At 40.1% G+C, this 16,996-nt stretch carries 18 protein-coding genes; 11 read left to right on the forward strand and 7 right to left on the reverse strand.

From position 1 onward, the window contains the following. The first annotated feature begins 14 nt into the window (after positions 1–14). From DMZ48_RS01375 to DMZ48_RS01420, 10 genes are read left to right on the forward strand one after another with little or no spacing between them, the layout of a single operon-like run. Positions 15–674: a uroporphyrinogen-III synthase gene (locus DMZ48_RS01375; protein WP_143953306.1), complete on the forward strand. Its 660-nt coding sequence runs from the start codon at positions 15–17 to the stop codon at positions 672–674. A 16-nt stretch (positions 675–690) separates the two neighbouring features. Further along, entirely contained in the window at positions 691–1,719 is a 1,029-nt protein-coding gene (gene hemE / locus DMZ48_RS01380; RefSeq protein WP_143953307.1) for a uroporphyrinogen decarboxylase, read from the forward strand. Then, positions 1,719–2,228 (forward strand): DUF6973 domain-containing protein, encoded by a 510-nt coding sequence (locus DMZ48_RS01385; RefSeq protein ID WP_143953308.1) that lies wholly within the window; start codon positions 1,719–1,721, stop codon positions 2,226–2,228. The genes hemE and DMZ48_RS01385 overlap by 1 nt, the downstream gene beginning before the upstream one ends. Beyond that, entirely contained in the window at positions 2,225–3,127 is a 903-nt protein-coding gene (hemF, locus tag DMZ48_RS01390; protein ID WP_143953309.1) for an oxygen-dependent coproporphyrinogen oxidase, read from the forward strand. Before DMZ48_RS01385 ends, hemF begins: the two co-directional genes overlap by 4 nt. Before the next feature lie 12 nt (positions 3,128–3,139). Further along, a complete protein-coding gene (gene hemB, locus DMZ48_RS01395) occupies positions 3,140–4,117 on the forward strand; it encodes a porphobilinogen synthase (protein ID WP_143953310.1) in 978 nt (325 codons plus the stop codon). Between the two features lie 7 nt (positions 4,118–4,124). Beyond that, positions 4,125–4,637: a DinB family protein gene (locus tag DMZ48_RS01400; RefSeq protein WP_143953311.1), complete on the forward strand. Its 513-nt coding sequence runs from the start codon at positions 4,125–4,127 to the stop codon at positions 4,635–4,637. 46 nt (positions 4,638–4,683) lie between these two features. After that, a complete protein-coding gene (locus tag DMZ48_RS01405; protein WP_143953312.1) occupies positions 4,684–5,793 on the forward strand; it encodes a CNNM domain-containing protein in 1,110 nt (369 codons plus the stop codon). After that, positions 5,774–6,250: a methylated-DNA--[protein]-cysteine S-methyltransferase gene (locus DMZ48_RS01410; RefSeq protein WP_143953313.1), complete on the forward strand. Its 477-nt coding sequence runs from the start codon at positions 5,774–5,776 to the stop codon at positions 6,248–6,250. The genes DMZ48_RS01405 and DMZ48_RS01410 overlap by 20 nt, the downstream gene beginning before the upstream one ends. Before the next feature lie 50 nt (positions 6,251–6,300). Then, entirely contained in the window at positions 6,301–7,473 is a 1,173-nt protein-coding gene (locus DMZ48_RS01415; RefSeq protein ID WP_143953314.1) for a serine hydrolase domain-containing protein, read from the forward strand. Further along, a complete protein-coding gene (locus DMZ48_RS01420) occupies positions 7,451–8,164 on the forward strand; it encodes a 3'-5' exonuclease (RefSeq protein ID WP_143953315.1) in 714 nt (237 codons plus the stop codon). Before DMZ48_RS01415 ends, DMZ48_RS01420 begins: the two co-directional genes overlap by 23 nt. Before the next feature lie 27 nt (positions 8,165–8,191). Here the strand turns inward: DMZ48_RS01420 and DMZ48_RS01425 are convergent, their stop codons facing one another. Next, positions 8,192–10,792: a S8 family serine peptidase gene (locus DMZ48_RS01425; RefSeq protein WP_143953316.1), complete on the reverse strand. Its 2,601-nt coding sequence runs from the start codon at positions 10,790–10,792 to the stop codon at positions 8,192–8,194. Between the two features lie 290 nt (positions 10,793–11,082). After that, on the reverse strand, positions 11,083–12,039 hold the full coding sequence (locus tag DMZ48_RS01430) for an endonuclease/exonuclease/phosphatase family protein (RefSeq protein ID WP_143953317.1): 957 nt from the start codon (positions 12,037–12,039) through the stop codon (positions 11,083–11,085). Positions 12,040–12,092: 53 nt separating this feature from the next. Between DMZ48_RS01430 and hflX the strand changes: the two genes are divergently transcribed. Next, the gene (gene hflX, locus DMZ48_RS01435) at positions 12,093–13,316 is read left to right on the forward strand and encodes a GTPase HflX (protein WP_143953318.1); all 1,224 of its coding nucleotides are present in this window, start codon (positions 12,093–12,095) and stop codon (positions 13,314–13,316) included. Positions 13,317–13,358: 42 nt separating this feature from the next. On the opposite strand, the gene DMZ48_RS01440 is transcribed toward hflX, so the two are convergent. From DMZ48_RS01440 to DMZ48_RS01460, 5 genes are all read right to left on the reverse strand, one after another. Beyond that, the gene (locus tag DMZ48_RS01440) at positions 13,359–14,282 is read right to left on the reverse strand and encodes a DUF3078 domain-containing protein (RefSeq protein WP_143953319.1); all 924 of its coding nucleotides are present in this window, start codon (positions 14,280–14,282) and stop codon (positions 13,359–13,361) included. Positions 14,283–14,373: 91 nt separating this feature from the next. Further along, a complete protein-coding gene (locus DMZ48_RS01445; protein ID WP_143953320.1) occupies positions 14,374–14,877 on the reverse strand; it encodes a DUF2480 family protein in 504 nt (167 codons plus the stop codon). Between the two features lie 15 nt (positions 14,878–14,892). Then, positions 14,893–15,216 (reverse strand): SUF system Fe-S cluster assembly protein, encoded by a 324-nt coding sequence (locus DMZ48_RS01450; RefSeq protein WP_143953321.1) that lies wholly within the window; start codon positions 15,214–15,216, stop codon positions 14,893–14,895. A 7-nt stretch (positions 15,217–15,223) separates the two neighbouring features. Then, the gene (locus tag DMZ48_RS01455; RefSeq protein ID WP_143953322.1) at positions 15,224–15,646 is read right to left on the reverse strand and encodes a SufE family protein; all 423 of its coding nucleotides are present in this window, start codon (positions 15,644–15,646) and stop codon (positions 15,224–15,226) included. Between the two features lie 98 nt (positions 15,647–15,744). Further along, on the reverse strand, positions 15,745–16,959 hold the full coding sequence (locus DMZ48_RS01460) for an aminotransferase class V-fold PLP-dependent enzyme (RefSeq protein WP_143953323.1): 1,215 nt from the start codon (positions 16,957–16,959) through the stop codon (positions 15,745–15,747). Positions 16,960–16,996: the final 37 nt, after the last annotated feature.

Consider the following 16,996-nt stretch of genomic DNA (forward strand, 5'->3'; position numbering starts at 1 on the left):
CTAAAAGGACTGGAATGTCTAAAGACACGATTCGTATACTAAGCACTAAAAAACTAACACCTTCACAAAAGGAGTTACTTCTCAATGCTGGCATAGCGATTACCGATGTCGATTTTATAGAGATCACTCCATTAGAATTCAACATAAAACAGCCGGTTGAAAATGCGATTTTTACCAGCAAGAATGCCGTCAAAGCTGTTGTTGATAAGAATATCGTAATCAAGAACTGTTTTTGTGTGGGTGACAAGACCTCTGAACTTATTTCAGAACAAGGGTGGAAGGTCCTTGAAAGTGCATATCAGGCAGATAAGCTAGCAGAAAAGATCATTCAAAGCCATGCAGATAAGAACTTCGTATTCTTCTGCACCCAGCGAAGGAGAGAAGAACTACCTGAAATGCTACAGCGAAATAAAATTGGTTTCACAGAAATCGAAACCTACAATTCCAACCTAAAACCCCAATTGGTAACCACCGGATTTGATGGCATTCTTTTCTTTAGTCCCAGTGCTGTGGAAAGTTTTGCGCAAAACAATCTTTTTGAAGACTTCACGGCCTTCTCGATCGGAAAAACAACCGAAAAGGCATTAAAAAAACATACGAACAATATAATTACAGCCAATAAAACGACCATAGAAAATGTGATCGTACAGGCGATTAAATACTATTCCACCTAGGAAAAAATTAAACAATATGATCAAAAACGACCTTTTCTTACGAGCTTTAAGAGGAGAAACCGTAGAGAGACCTCCGGTATGGATGATGCGTCAGGCAGGCAGGTATTTGCCGGAATTCATGGCGTTAAAAGAGAAATACGATTTCTTCACACGTTGCCGCACCCCTGAATTGGCCGCAGAAATAACCATTCAACCGATCGATATTGTAAAACCGGACGCCGCAATTTTGTTTTCAGACATCCTGGTTATTCCACAAGCGATGAATATTGAGGTGGAAATGAAGCCCGGCGTAGGGCCCTGGTTGCCAAATCCAATCAAAACCACTGCGGATGTGGATAACGTAATCGTTCCCGACATCAACGAAACACTAGGTTATGTGATGGATGCAATCGATATTACCAAGGAAAGACTTAATGACCGTGTTCCTCTTATCGGATTCGCCGGTTCACCCTGGACCATTTTATGCTATGCCGTTGAAGGAAAAGGTTCCAAGAGTTTTGATGCAGCAAAGGGATTTTGCTTTTCGAATCCAATCGCAGCTCATAACCTATTACAAAAAATTACAGATACGACGATCCTTTATCTAAAAGAAAAGGTAAAACACGGCGTAAATGCCGTACAAATATTCGATTCTTGGGGAGGCATGCTTTCTCCGGTTGATTATCAGGAATTTTCCTGGCCTTATATCAATCAGATCGTTGAAGCACTTGCACCGGAAACGGAGGTCATCGTCTTTGGTAAAGGATGCTGGTTCGCACTTAATGAAATGTCAAAAAGTAAGGCAAGCGCTCTTGGAGTTGACTGGACATGTTCACCAGCCAATGCGCGGTATCTGACCGGTGGTAAAATTACGTTACAAGGGAATTTTGACCCTTCCAGATTGTTATCGCCCATAAGTGAAATTAAAAAAATGGTTTGGGAAATGATCGATGCTTTCGGAAAGGACCGCTATATAGTGAATCTTGGCCATGGTATCCTTCCGAATATTCCGGTTGATCATGCAAAGGCATTTATAGAAGCGGTAAAAGAATATCCGAATCGATAATGAAACTTTCCGAACTGATAAGATCGCTGGATTTTTCACAATTATTAAGTCTGAACAAATATTTCTTGAGTAATCCGTTGTTCTTTATCGCAACGATTACAGCGACCAAAAGTTGCATGCTTATTTGTAATGATCAGTTCGGAGATACACATCATCAAAATAATCAGGCAAATGCCTTTCGACATGCATTTTGGAATGCCATGATCATCAGACAGTGCCTAAAATATACAAGCAAGGTTGAAAATGCGATGTCATGGTCTAAAAAAATTACCGACTGGCATGAAGAATTTTCACCCAACGAAAGGCTGGCCCGAGTGATGGATCTGCATAACAATGCTGTAGGTAGAACTTTTTATTTGAATACCTTTGGAAATAGCAGACCGGAGCTTTCAGAAATGACTATCTCCTATCGAAAACTGGCAGACCATTCCATTCAGATCTACTCGTCTTCTATCGGGGACGATCTTAGTGATTCGCTGGTCTATATCGAACAATTAAAATCAGAATGAAAGAAGCGTTTTATACATATATCGAGAAACTGCAAGATCGGATTACTTCGAAACTGGAAGCTATCGACGGTAAAGCAAAATTCCAACAGGATCTCTGGCAAAGAAAAGAAGGCGGTGGCGGAAGGACCCGAGTGATCGAAAATGGTAATGTCTTTGAAAAAGGAGGTGTGAATATCTCTGCCGTTCACGGCCCCTTACCAGAATCGATGCAAAATTATTTCAAGGTTGAGGATGTTGATTTTTTTGCTTGCGGACTTAGCCTGGTCATACATCCTGTTAACCCCATGGTACCCACGGTTCATGCTAACTGGCGTTATTTCGAAATGTATGATAAGCAAGGTACTATCGTTGATCGCTGGTTCGGCGGCGGTCAAGACCTTACTCCCTACTACCTGTTTGAAGAAGATGCAAAACATTTTCATCAGGTGTGCAAGAACGCTTGTGACAAACACCATCCGGAATTCTATCGTGATTACAAACAGAAATGTGACGACTATTTCTGGAATACTCACCGTGAAGAAGCACGAGGAGTCGGAGGTTTATTCTTCGATTATTGCAGGGAGAAACACGGCTTTAGTATTGACAACTGGTATGACTTTATTACGGAGATCGGCGATAGTTTTCTAGAAGCCTATGTCCCGATCGTTGAAAAAAGGATGCAACTTCCTTATACACCAGCGCAAAGAACCTGGCAGGAGATACGAAGAGGCCGATATGTGGAATTCAATCTTGTTCATGATAAAGGAACCTTGTTCGGACTAAAGACGAATGGCCGTATCGAAAGCATCCTGATGAGCCTGCCTCCTCATGTTCAGTGGGTATACGATCATCACCCTGAAAAGGACAGTGAAGAAGAAAAGTTAATCAATGTCTTAAAACACCCTATAGACTGGGTTTAAAAATATAAAATTATGTATCCTATCAAAAGAAACAGAAGATTACGTACCAATGCCGCTATACGTGCAATGGTCAGAGAAACAACACTGAGCACCGATGATCTCATGGCGCCTCTGTTTGTGGTTGAAGGGGATAAGATCAAGGAAGAGATCAGCTCAATGCCTGATTATTTCCGGTTTAGCCTCGACTTGCTTCAAGAGGAGGTTAAAGAATTATGGGAATTAGGAATCAAATCAGTGCTTCTGTTTGTAAAAGTACCGGATGAACTTAAAGATAATCTGGGAACCGAAGCCTTAAATCCAGACGGACTGATGCAACGTGCCATTAAACTCGTAAAAAGCACCATCCCGGAAATGCAGGTATTCACCGATGTCGCACTTGATCCCTATTCCTCTTACGGTCATGATGGTATCGTAGAAAACGGTGATATTCTGAATGACGAATCAGTTGAAGTTCTCGCTAAAATGGCACTATCCCATGCGGCTGCCGGGGCAGATTTTGTAGCTCCCAGCGATATGATGGACGGACGTATATTGAAAATGAGGGAACTCATGGAAAAAGAAGGATTTAAGAATACCGGCATCATGAGTTACAGCGCTAAATACGCATCCGCATTTTACGGACCCTTTCGGGATGCCTTGGATTCGGCACCAGGTTTTGGAGATAAGAAAACTTATCAAATGGATCCAGCGAACAGGACAGAGGCGCTTAGAGAAACCCATATGGATATTGAAGAAGGAGCCGATATCGTGATGGTAAAACCAGGATTATGTTATCTGGATATCGTTCGGGACATTAAGAATAATTTTGAAATTCCTATTGCTGTTTACCAGGTAAGTGGTGAATATGCCATGATCAAAGCTGCTGCACAGAAAGGTTGGCTCGATCATGATGCGGTCATGATGGAACAAGCGCTAGCAATAAAAAGAGCAGGGGCAGATATAATCGCCACCTATTTTGCCAAAGACCTTGCAAAAATTCTAAAACCCTAACCAAAACATGAAAAGAACTTTACTTATTCTAACCATGATCATCAGCTCTAAAGCCATGAGTCAACAAAGTACAATCGATGCATTCCTTGAAAAATGGCAAAACTCAAAAGCATATCTACTGGAAATTGCAGCAGCCGTACCTGAAGATAATTATGATTTTAGCCCTACAGAAAGGGAGATGAATATAAAAGAGCAACTGGTGCATATTCGGGGAAATATGATCTGGCTGAGCACCACCTATTTTACAAAAACTCCGGCAGATAAAGCAGCCATTTCCATCAATCCCGGGACAAAGCAGGAGTTGATAGATGAGCTCACTAAATCATTTGACAGTGTTAGTGACGCTATTAGAGCCACCGATCCTGAAACCCTCGATGAAACCGTTGAATTCTTTGCAGGACCTAAATCAAAATTACAGATTTTGAATCTCCTTCAGGATCATGTAACTCACCACAGAGGCCAACTCATCGTCTACCTGAACCTGCTCGAGATCAAGCCGCCTAAATACCGAGGCTGGTAATCATAAAATTAAGATTTAATCATTAACTTAGCTGGAAAGCGCTAAGATGACGTTACTTATCATTTACGCCCTGATATCTATCGGGGTATCTTTTTTATGCTCGGTACTGGAGGCAGTATTCCTCAGTGTAACTCCTACTTTTATCAATGTCAAAAAGCAAGAAAACAAGGCCTACGCCTTCTTACTTGAGAATTTAAAGAAGGATGTCGATAAACCGCTGATAGCAATTTTAACCCTGAATACGATCGCTCATACCGTAGGCGCCATAATGGTGGGTTCTCAAGCGGAGAAATTACCATTTAAAGTTGATTTTTTTGGTATTAATATTGTCGGAATTGTTTCAGCATTGATGACCTTTCTTATTTTGGTCGTCTCCGAGATCATCCCAAAGACTATCGGCGCCACGTATTGGAAAAAACTGGCAAACTTCACATCGAAAGCACTGACCTTCATGATCTGGCCTTTGAAGTATACCGGCATACTCTGGTTACTGCAATTAACAACCAAACTAATCGGCGGCAAGCATGCCCATGGATCAGTTTTCAATCGGGAAGATTTTACAGCCATGGCCGATATTGCGCAAGAAGAAGGCGTATTTCAGGAATCCGAATCAAATTTCATCAAAAATCTGGTACGTTTCAATGAGATCCAAGCAAAGGATATCATGACTCCCAGAACCGTGATTAAAACAGCTTCAGCAGATCAAACCATCGAAGCATTTTTCAAAGAGAACCCAAAACTTCGATTCTCGAGAATTCCAATATATCAGGAGAAAATGGATAACATCACCGGTTTTGTTTTAAAAGATCAGGTGTTGGAAGAAATGATCAATGGAAACGGACACAATCCGCTTTCAACGCTAAACCGGGAAATTCTGGTAACCAAAAGAAGTATTCCACTACCCAAATTATTTGAGAAGTTTATACAGAACCGAGATCATATCGCATTAGTTGTCGATGAATATGGCTCTATAAGCGGTCTGGTTACCATGGAAGATATCATTGAAACCTTGCTTGGCCTGGAGATCGTTGATGAGAGTGACAATGTCGAAGACCTGCAGCTTCTAGCCAGAAGAAACTGGCAGTTACGCGCCGAACGCATGGGAATTCTTGAAATCACTGATGAGGAACAAAAAAATGAAGAAAGCAAGGATTAAAACACCTTTAGGAGTTGCAGAAATTTGCGGTGATGAAAATGGGATCTCATCCATAACCATACTTGAAGACTCCAATATTCTATCCACTAAAATACCGGAAGAACTCAGTACATGTGCCGATCAATTAAATGATTACTTCGAAGGAAAACTTACCGATTTTAATCTTCCGCTTAATCCGAAAGGAACTCCCTTTCAAAAATCTGTTTGGCAAGCATTGACGGAAATCCCTTTTGGCAAAACCATGTCATATCAGGAGCTTTCCATAAAACTCGGAGATATCAAGGCAATACGTGCAGTGGCGTCAGCAAATGGAAAAAACCCGTTATGGGTTGTCATCCCATGTCATCGTGTGATCGGAAGTGATGGCTCACTAACCGGATACGCAGGAGGTCTATGGCGTAAAAAATGGTTGTTGGAACACGAACAGCCTTCTACTCAAATACGCTTGTTCGAATAAATATTATTCCTTAAATTTAATAGAAGCCTTCCGTTCAAAAATTCGAAAAAATGAAATTGCTCAGAAACACACTCGTGTCCTTTCTAATTTTTTTCGGATTAACTGTGGTTTCTCTATATGCTTTTAATTATGGCTATATAATCACTGCCGTCAAGACTGTCTATTTCAACGGACATACCACAGCCTTTTTGAAAGATTACCAAGAATTTGACAACCGCATTATTCAGGGATCAAATACCAGCAATACCTGGCCTGAACATGAACTATTTAATCAGATCCAGCAAACGGAGAAATTAAAAAAAATCAATATTGAACTCGGAACAACAGCATTCCTGATCATAAAAAATGATAGTATTTGGCACGAATCCTATTATGATAGTTTTGACGAAAATGAGATCAGCAATTCTTTCTCCATGGCCAAAACCATAGTCTCTGCATTATTAGGTAAAGCGATCTCCGAAGGCTATATTAAAGGTCTTGATCAACCTGTTACCGATTTCTTTCCTCAATTCGAATCTCCCTTCCAAAATCACCTGACCATCGGCGACCTCTCCACAATGAGTAGTGGGCTCGACTGGGATGAGTCTTATTATTCGCCGTTTTCTGTTTCAACACGATCCTATTTTTCAAAAGACCTGAGGGAACTAATCCTCAGTCTCAAGATTAAAGAAGAACCGGGAAAACATTATAAATATCAGAGCTGCAATACAGAGCTACTCGGAATGATCCTTGAAAAAGCTACCGGAAAGCCGCTATCAGAATATCTCTCCTCTTCCTTCTGGATACCCTTAGGAATTACAACTAATGCCTTGTGGCAGCTTGATAGCGACAATTCAGGCATGGAAAAGGCCTATTGTTGTATTGCCGCTACTGCCAGAGATTTTAGCCGATTCGGAAGGCTCTACAAGGATTATGGAAAATGGAATGGAGTACCCTTGTTAGATTCAGCCTTTGTAGCACGATCTAAGCAACCCCGATTTAAAGAGAGTCCTCAATACGGTTACGGACTTTGGCTATTGCACTATAAGGAAAAGGATTTTTTTATGATGCGTGGACATCTAGGACAATATGTTATCGTACAGCCTGAGGATGATCTTATAATCACAAGGCTGGGTCATCGTTCTGCTCCCAGAGACCCTAAAAGTAATTTCCGTTCAGATATACTGACTTATATTGATGAATCTTACCAAATGTTAAACAATGATCAACAATCTATCCCTTGAGAATATTTTATTCCTAGATATTGAAACGGTACCTGAGGCTGCCACATTTGAAGAATTGTCCCCCAAAATGAAAGAACTTTGGGAATTGAAATCAAAATTTCAACGAAAAGAAGAATATACCGCTGAAGAATTTTATGATCGCGCAGGTATATGGGCAGAGTTTGGCAAAATAATTTGTATTTCCGTTGGCTTTTTCACTTATCGCGGTGGTGGTCGCCAATTCAGGGTTACTTCTTTTGCAGGTGAGGAACAAGCATTACTAGGGGAATTCTCCGAACTCATCAATAATCATTACAATTCACCACAACAATTATTATGCGGTCACAATGCAAAGGAATTTGATTTCCCGTATATCGCAAGACGTATGATCATTAATGGACTTAAACTCCCGAATAAATTGAATCTTTTCGGTAAGAAACCCTGGGAAATACCGCATTTGGATACTATGGAACTCTGGAAGTTCGGAGATTTTAAAAATTACACCTCATTAAATCTTTTAACTAATGTACTCCATATTCCATCGCCAAAAGACGATATTGATGGCAGCATGGTAAGAAACGTATATTATGAAGATAACGACATCGAAAAGATCGTCAGATATTGCGAAAAGGATGTGGTAGCGGTAGCACAGGTACTCTTACGTTTCATGGGCGAGGATCTCCTTGATCAATCGGAGATCCTCCACCGCTAAAGAAACTAACTTACGAGATTAGATTGCTTATTTATTAAGCATAAACTTTTTTGCACGAATCTTTCCATCCTCAACCACGGTTACAATGTATAAACCGGTTGGATAGTTAGAGACGTCAATATTTTTACGGAAGCCATATCCTGTATATACAATTCTTCCCGAAGCATTAAAGATCTGATATTCCTTATTATCCGCCGTAGCATCGACAGCAATCGTCTTATTTACGGGATTCTGATACACGGTAAGTATTCCACTTCTCGCATTGAGCGAAATAGTTGGTGTAGAAAGACTGGCAAGGATATTAGGATTATAAGCGTAACCTTGCGCATCGATCTGATTCTTAGTTACCGTTACCCAATCACCTACCCCGTGTAAATCATCATCGGAATCTTCATTTTTCAGAAGATCGTCCCGTAATGTAGTTGCGCTGTAGATATCGGTAAACGCAGAAATATTATCGCTTTCGTCAACGGCATTTAACTGAATCTGATAGGTCCTGTTCGGGTCCAATCCGTTAAGATTGATCTTTGTGCCTTTATAATTTTTAGTATGAAGCTTTCCATCAAGATAAATATTATACAATACCAAATCACTCTTATCATCCTGAGATGGATCCCATTCGATTTCTACCGAATAGCTCGTGATCATTTGAATTCTTATATCTAAAGGAACGGTTGGGGGAACCTCGTCTCTTATTATGGTGGAAAACTCAATAGAATTGCTGTAATCAGAACCGATTAATGCTGTACAAAGTGAACGTACGCGAAAATCATAATTCTCATTTGCGAGCAACCCGGTAATCAAATATTCCTCATCCGTCGTCATTTCAGTAGTCCATTCATCAGAATCGGTGAGTTTGTATTCAATTTCATAAAGAGCATCGGTTGAACCTGTCCAGGAAACTTTAACATTATTTTCATCCAGGGTTTGCGCTTTCAAATTCTGCGGAACGTCAGCCTCACAATCGCTAACCTTAATCCCGGTAACAACGATCGAATAATCTTGTTCTGCAGTGTAGAGCTTACCTTTATGTGAAATGGTAATAGTATACGTACCACTAGCATTTGGAATTTCAATCTTTTCGAAAGGATCAACTATGTTATCTCCACGTACTGCTCCTCCTTTTAAATTACTCATGGATAATTTCCAGGGCTTAAAGGTTTTACCATCCTGTTTAATCCTGATATCAAGATCATTAACCAGAACAGCTTCACTGCTGTCCATCCAACGATTATATTCTTTAGGATTCGCTGGATCAGTCCAGGAAATCGAAGCCATGAGGGTTTTTCCCTCATCAGCCGTTACCTCAAATGAATACGTTCCTCCATCAGACAAGGACTTTTCCTGAACCAGACTTTTAAGGTCGTTGTTCATTAAAGTGGTAGCCGCCTTCTTATCATTGATGATTCCCCATCCAAAGACAGGATCCGGACCATCAAAATCACCTGCTTCATCAGCGGTATGCAGCGCCAGCCCCTTCAGGGTTGATGCTTTCATATAAGATCCATATATATTGTAATAGTATTGTTGCAATAAGGTCAATGCTCCCGTCACACCTGGCGAAGCCATGGAAGTTCCAGACATTGTTCTATAGTCATCTGTTGCATCTCCGTAACTGGAATAAATATTAACTCCTGCACCCGTGATATCCGGCTTGATCCTGCCATCATCCGTAGGTCCATAATTACTGAATGAAGCGATCTTTGATGAGATCAGATTTCCTGATTCATCGATCTCAGCACTTTCCGAAGCCGCAACTGTAATTCCATTCTTAGCTACAGCAAATCCTAAAAGCAGATCATAGCCATCCTTTCGGCTACCATAATTAGGATCATCATTATAACCCATACCCTGTGTATTACCGGCTGCTGTAACCATCAGATAGTAAGGAGCATTATACATGATCTCATCCCAATCCTTAGCCTGATAGATATAGGTTCCAAAATACCAATCCGGTATCGATTTTCCACTAATTCCGTAAGAGTGATTTGATAATAGAAGCCCCCCTGCAGCAGCATCAGCCACTTCTCCTTCATCTTTTGTCCAGTCATAAGAAACTCCCTGTGCATTATAAGCTACACCTTTTGCCACCGGATCAACACCAGCAGCCAATAACGTTCCCATAACATGAGTAGCGTGATCACTAACTCTTTTTGAGTTATCTCCAGCTACTACCCTGCCAACGAGTTCCTGGTGATCCATCAGTGCCTTACCACTATCCCATACACCTACTAACATTCCTGTACCATCCAGATCCAGGGAAAGATCGCCATTCGCATAAAGAGAATTGGACCGAGATGTCTGTACCACAACATCATTATATGTGGTATAGTAAACTGGGGCTCCATCCGGTCCAATTTTTTGAAGTTCAATAAACCCTCCGTCACCTAACTCTTTGGAGGTAACCCACCCTTTTTTAGTTGCCATTTCAAGGGCCTCAGCCTTGTTAGCTATGGCTCTATCCTGAAATCTGACTGCAAGCTCCTTTAATCTGGCGACAGAACTTGCGGGATAATATGGGGCATTCCCGCATTCGTTCTTGCTCTGAGCATTTACACTGTCTGTGCTGAATGCAAAAACTGCAAGGGCGACAGGGCACACCAGAAGCTTAAGTAGGTCAGTTTTCATAACAGTGGATTTGGATTAGTCATACTAATGTAAAATTTAACACGTATTGTACGATTAAAAGGACGTTTTTTTCGATGAAATACACCTAAAATTTTGGATTTATTCTAAAAAAACCCATATATGTGGTAATATTCCTTATTATTTGTAATCTTTTACAACTAATAAAAATGCATTTTATCGGATATTTCTGTCCATATATCCAATTTCTATAACTTTTCCTACAAAAAGTAGCTTCAAGTATCTAAAAAGTAATCTGAAATTGTAAGATTCTGAGTTGCAGTATGTAAGAATTAATTTCTTTTCAACTGAATATATACCGGGAAATGATCACTAACTCCGCCAAAATATCGCTCACCCACAAACGTTCTGAAAGGCGTATCCTTATATTTTCCTTTCCACTCGCGAAGCATGATATCATTATAAATATTGGAACTTTCATAACTGTGCATGCCTGACCGATTGGGTTGAAGAAATTTTTTAGAAAAAATGATCTGATCGAAAAGATTCCATCTTGAATTATGCACCAGGCTACCTCGGTTATATGGATCGATTAAATTCTCCATCGGATTATACAGCTCCCCAGTCAATAAATATTCCTTTATACTTGTTGAAAAAGGGTCATCATTAAAATCCCCCATAATAATAAATGAAGGGTCATTCTCCTTTTCTTTAATACCATTCATGACGAAATGCACGGTTTTGGCAGCTTCGATCCGTTTATAATCGGTAACGCCCATACCTTCTCTTCTGGACGGCCAGTGATTCACGATGACATGAATTCGTTCACCGTTCAATTCGCCGGTAACACGAAGCACATCCCTGGTATAGTCGCGCTGTCCTGATCTGTCATCTGTAATCATTACAGGTTCGGTATACGCTTCGAAAACTTCAAAACGTGTTCTATCATACAATAATGCAGTATCGATCCCTCTTTCGTCAGGAGAATCAAAATGAACGAAGTCATAATCGAGATCGGATAGATGATGTGAATTCAACAGGTCAGTAAGTACACGGTCATTTTCGGCTTCTGCAACGCCAACAACGGCCGGTGGAAGATTCGACTCTTTGAATCCAATCCCTGCAATCGCCTGACCTAGTTTATAAAGTTTATTCTCATAGCGTTCATCATCCCACTCTCTATCACCTTCCGGCGTGAATTCTTCATCCAGAATATACGGATTGTTCTCAGTATCAAATAAATTCTCAAGATTGTAAAATGCAACAGTATGGAGCTCCTTCTTTTTCATCAATTAAAAGTAATAAAAAATCAATTGACTACCTTTGTACTTTATTTCATCATATGCTTGAAAAGAAGAATTTAGACTATGAAAAGGTAGTACTCATCGGAGTGATCAACCAGGAGCAGAACGAGGAAAAATCCAATGAATATCTGGATGAACTGGAGTTCCTTGCCTATACTGCCGGAGGCGAAGTTCAGAAACGCTTCACCCAAAAGATAGATGTTCCTAACCCGAAAACTTTCATCGGGACAGGAAAGATGGAGGAGGTCGAAACATTCGTAAAAGAAAATGAGATCGGGACCGTAATTTTCGATGACGAACTTACCCCTGCTCAACAAAAGAATATAGAACGCATATTAAAAGCGAAGATTCTGGATCGAACGAGTCTGATTCTGGATATTTTTGCACAACGGGCACAGACCAGTTATGCCCGAACTCAGGTTGAATTGGCACAATATCAATACCTTTTGCCAAGATTGGCCGGTTTATGGACTCACCTTGAAAGGCAACGTGGTGGTATCGGTATGCGAGGACCGGGTGAAACGGAGATCGAAACTGACCGAAGGATCGTAAGAGACCGAATTGCACTTTTAAAACAAAAGCTGCAAAAAATTGACAAACAAATGGAAACACAACGGGGTAACCGGGGAGCACTTGTCAGAGTCGCTTTGATCGGTTACACGAATGTCGGCAAATCCACTTTGATGAATGTTATTAGCAAAAGCAATGTCTTTGCAGAAAATAAATTATTCGCGACTCTCGATACTACGGTACGAAAAGTGGTCATCGGCAACCTTCCGTTTCTGTTAAGTGACACAGTAGGATTCATCAGGAAATTACCCACTCAACTGGTAGAATCATTCAAGAGTACGCTTGATGAAGTACGTGAAGCAGATCTGTTACTCCATGTGGTCGACATCTCTCATCCAAATTTTGAAGAACATATCGCATCAGTGAATAAGATCCTGGATGAGATAGACAGCGCAGATAAACCAACCATTATGGTCTTTAATAAAATCGATGCCTATAAACATGAAACCATCGAAGATGATGACCTGATGACTGAGAAGACCAGCAAACACTTCACACTGGAAGAATGGAAAAAAAGCTGGATGAACCGAATAGGAGATAACGCACTATTTATCTCAGCATTGAATAAAGAAAATCTGGAGGAATTCAGAAAGAAGGTATATGAAGCGGTTCGTGAAATACATATCACCCGGTTCCCTTATAATAATTTCCTGTATCCCGAATATCACGAAGATCTTGATACAAAAGAATAAGCCTGGATTCCTCCAGGCTTTTTTTATAAGAATTACAATTTCCTAGAAATTATAATTAAGTCCAAAAATCCAATAAGACTGGATATCATTATCGATATTATCGAAAGTTGCGTCAGCATTACCAATGGTATTCAGCGCATAATCGAGTGCTTCCTGCTGATTATCTCTGAGCGCAAACTCAAACCCTACTCCTATATTTTTCCATAAGGTATACCCAAAGGCATTCGTCCAGGTCCAGTTCGAATAATTACTATCCTTATAACTCATAAAAACAGAGAGATTGGATTTTATACTCAGAGCTCCAAACTTCCTGTTATAATCCGCAAGGATCTTACAACCTGCAGATGAAGTATAGATGTTATCTTCGTCACTAAATACGAGGTTATAGTTCAAAGGGTGAAATACAACCACAAGATCATTGAGAGGAGTCCATGTAGCACCAATACCCAGATCAAGATATCCAGGATCATTAAAATTACTCAGAATCGTGGTTCGATATTCCATCAAGGCTGAAGCGGCAAATTTGCTGGATAATTTATAACCATATAAACTTGAAATATTAAAAACATCCGTAGCCTCGCGATAACTATCATCATCATTTGGATCATCCTTATCATCGTATTTCAACCATGACAAATTGATCAGTGCTGAATTACGCCAGAAATACTTTTCCTGGTTCAGGTTTGCATAAAGATTGACCGTACCGCCAATCTTACCGGAGGAAACATTGGGTGTTCCTTGAGAATACCACTTATCAAATTCAGAAAGACTTATTCCTATAGTACCAAAAGCACCGTATCGCCAACCAGGATATTTATCAATCTTGCTTTGCAAGGCGTCGACTCTTTTTTGAATATCACTAATAGAATCCTTTTTTAATTTTTGAACCTCTTTGAGCTCATCTAATGTTTGGGAATAACCTGTTATTGAAACAAAAAACAGGAAGATAGGGAGTAGATACTTCATTTTCATCCAGAAACACTTAAGTTGTTGATTTTACAGTGATTAAATATACTGATATAAAAAATGCCAAAAAAGTTAGTGCTACAGAAAGCTATTATTTTCGCTTAACTAACGGCACTGAAGAGCAAGCCTCCCCATACATGATACTTTTCGCCACAGGTTGCAATTTTGCGAGCAACTGTAAATATGCATTTTCAGGAACCGGCTTCTTAGAACAACCTTTTACGATCACAGGCTTATTCTCATATTGAGACACATCGAAATCCCGTATAAGATCCTGAAAAATAACAGTTTCAAGCATTTTAAAATCTCCTGCAACCACTTTCTTTGCAATACCTTGTAATCGCGTAGAAAGGAACATTATCGCCCATGCTGGCAATATCGTATCTGAACTGCAATAAATCGCAACATACTTATCGCGATATTGTTCCCAATTATAGGTGTCAGCACGTTCTCTAAAATCCTTCTCCCGCAGTATCAATCCTTCATACAACCAATCACTGATATCCAGTCCGACCCTTTCTCCAACCGGATAGAGATCCTCCAGATCGAGGGTGACTAATTTGCTTTCTGCTACTCTATTTCTGATCTCCTCCATTTGAGTTGACTTAAATTATAACAAGCCGAGTTCCAGCTTTGCTTCCTCGCTCATCAGATCCTGGCTCCATGGTGGATCAAAGGTTATCTCTACCTCTGCATCCTTTACATCATCGATGCTTTTAATTTTTTCTTCAACCTCTACGGGAAGTGTTTCCGCAACCGGACAATTTGGAGTGGTAAGAGTCATTAAAACCTTAACCTCTTGGTCTTCATTTACGAAAACATCATAAATCAATCCCAATTCATAGATATCTACAGGGATCTCCGGATCATAAATCGTCTTTAGAACTCTGACAATCTTTTCTCCTAATTCAGTTGTATCTGTGGCTGTGCTCATTATTCTCTTAGTTTAATTGCGTCTGGTATGCGATCGCATACATTTTTAATTGTTTGATCATATTCACCAAACCATTAGCTCGTGTTGGTGACAAATGCTCCTTGAGTCCGATCTCATCGATGAATGCAGTATCTGCATTGATGATCTCCTGAGGTTTATGTCCCGAAAAAGCCCGGATGAGTATAGCGATAATCCCTTTCGTTATAATCGCATCACTATCGGCAGTGAACAATAACTTTTCATCTGATAATTCTGCATGCACCCAAACCTTACTCTGACAACCTTTAATTAGATTATCATCTGTTTTATAAGCGTCATCGATCAATGGCAGTGACTTCCCCAACTCGATCATATACTCATATCGTTGCATCCAGTCATCGAACATGGAAAACTCATCTACTATATCCTGTTGAATTTCCTTTATTGTCATAATCATTATTTTAAACAAAAGTACAACATCACACTTTCGTAATCAACTGTTTCTGTATATGGCACTATAGAAGGTATCGATCAGAGAAAATATAACTGTTAGGCCAGCATTAAATGTGCTTTTTTGACCGCAGCCACAAGAACATCTATCTCTTCTTTCGTATTATAAAAGGCAAAGCTCGCCCGTACAGTACCCGGTATTTTGAAATAATCCATGATCGGCTGCGCACAATGGTGACCTGTACGTACGGCAACCCCTAATTTATCAACTATTGTTCCGATATCATAGGGATGTACCCCTTCGATATTGAACGAAATCACCGATGTTTTATGCTTTGAAGTTCCATAGATACGCAAACCTTCTATTTCCTCCAAAGCCTTTGTGGCATATTCTAAAAGCTCATGCTCCCATGCCATGATCTCCTCCATCCCAATGGAATTCAGATAGTCAATAGCAGCTCCAAAAGCAATCCCTCCACAGATATTCGGTGTTCCTGCTTCAAATTTGTGAGGCAGATCTGCATAGGTGGTTTTTTCAAAGGTAACCTCAGCAATCATCTCACCTCCCCCCTGATAAGGCGGTAATTTATTTAACCATTCCTCCTTACCATACAGAACCCCTACTCCAGTAGGACCGCACATTTTATGTGCTGAAGCGACATAAAAATCAACATCCAGTTTCTGAACATCCGGTTTTAAGTGAGGACAAGCCTGAGCCCCATCGATCAATACCGCAGCCCCTACATTATGAGCGAGTTGTATGATCTCCTCTATCGGATTGACAGTCCCCAGAGCATTAGAAATATGATTACAAAAAACAAGTTTTGTATTTTCATTCAGTAATTCCTTATAGGAACTCATGATAAGCTCCCCATTTTCATCCATCGGTATTACCTTCAGAATTGCCCCGGTTCGCTCACAAAGCATTTGCCAGGGAACGATGTTAGAATGATGTTCCATCGCTGAAACGATCAGTTCATCCCCTTCTTTTAAAAAAGAACCGAATCCGTTTGCGACAAGATTAATTCCATGAGTAGTACCTGATGTAAAAATAATTTCATAGGAACGGGCAGCATTGAAATGACCTCTGATCTTATTTCTTGCTTGCTCATATTTATCGGTTGCTTCCTGAGACAATGAATGCACCCCCCGATGAATATTTGCATTATAATTTGAATAATAATCAACAATACAATCAATGACTTGCTTTGGTGTTTGTGAAGTCGCGGCATTGTCGAAATATACGAGTGGATAACCATTCACCTTTCTCTTCAGAATGGGAAAGTCTTCTCTTATTTTATTGATATCAAACATAGGATCTGTTTACACAAATGTACTAAGTATTTAACTG

Source organism: Robertkochia solimangrovi (genome assembly GCF_007279655.1).
GTDB lineage: Bacteria > Bacteroidota > Bacteroidia > Flavobacteriales > Flavobacteriaceae > Robertkochia > Robertkochia solimangrovi.

Bases quoted from the DNA above. Each gene is read 5' to 3' on its own strand.
- DMZ48_RS01450 (WP_143953321.1), bottom strand. From the start codon at position 15,216: ATGAGCACAGCCACAGATACAACTGAATTAGGAGAAAAGATTGTCAGA.
- hemB (WP_143953310.1), top strand. From the start codon at position 3,140: ATGTATCCTATCAAAAGAAACAGAAGATTACGTACCAATGCCGCTATA.
- DMZ48_RS01440 (WP_143953319.1), bottom strand. From the start codon at position 14,282: ATGAAGTATCTACTCCCTATCTTCCTGTTTTTTGTTTCAATAACAGGT.
- DMZ48_RS01385 (WP_143953308.1), top strand. From the start codon at position 1,719: ATGAAACTTTCCGAACTGATAAGATCGCTGGATTTTTCACAATTATTA.
- DMZ48_RS01425 (WP_143953316.1), bottom strand. From the start codon at position 10,792: ATGAAAACTGACCTACTTAAGCTTCTGGTGTGCCCTGTCGCCCTTGCA.
- DMZ48_RS01455 (WP_143953322.1), bottom strand. From the start codon at position 15,646: ATGACAATAAAGGAAATTCAACAGGATATAGTAGATGAGTTTTCCATG.
- hemF (WP_143953309.1), top strand. From the start codon at position 2,225: ATGAAAGAAGCGTTTTATACATATATCGAGAAACTGCAAGATCGGATT.
- DMZ48_RS01460 (WP_143953323.1), bottom strand. From the start codon at position 16,959: ATGTTTGATATCAATAAAATAAGAGAAGACTTTCCCATTCTGAAGAGA.
- DMZ48_RS01375 (WP_143953306.1), top strand. From the start codon at position 15: ATGTCTAAAGACACGATTCGTATACTAAGCACTAAAAAACTAACACCT.
- DMZ48_RS01430 (WP_143953317.1), bottom strand. From the start codon at position 12,039: ATGAAAAAGAAGGAGCTCCATACTGTTGCATTTTACAATCTTGAGAAT.
- DMZ48_RS01410 (WP_143953313.1), top strand. From the start codon at position 5,774: ATGAAGAAAGCAAGGATTAAAACACCTTTAGGAGTTGCAGAAATTTGC.
- DMZ48_RS01445 (WP_143953320.1), bottom strand. From the start codon at position 14,877: ATGGAGGAGATCAGAAATAGAGTAGCAGAAAGCAAATTAGTCACCCTC.
- hemE (WP_143953307.1), top strand. From the start codon at position 691: ATGATCAAAAACGACCTTTTCTTACGAGCTTTAAGAGGAGAAACCGTA.
- hflX (WP_143953318.1), top strand. From the start codon at position 12,093: ATGCTTGAAAAGAAGAATTTAGACTATGAAAAGGTAGTACTCATCGGA.
- DMZ48_RS01400 (WP_143953311.1), top strand. From the start codon at position 4,125: ATGAAAAGAACTTTACTTATTCTAACCATGATCATCAGCTCTAAAGCC.
- DMZ48_RS01420 (WP_143953315.1), top strand. From the start codon at position 7,451: ATGATCAACAATCTATCCCTTGAGAATATTTTATTCCTAGATATTGAA.
- DMZ48_RS01405 (WP_143953312.1), top strand. From the start codon at position 4,684: ATGACGTTACTTATCATTTACGCCCTGATATCTATCGGGGTATCTTTT.
- DMZ48_RS01415 (WP_143953314.1), top strand. From the start codon at position 6,301: ATGAAATTGCTCAGAAACACACTCGTGTCCTTTCTAATTTTTTTCGGA.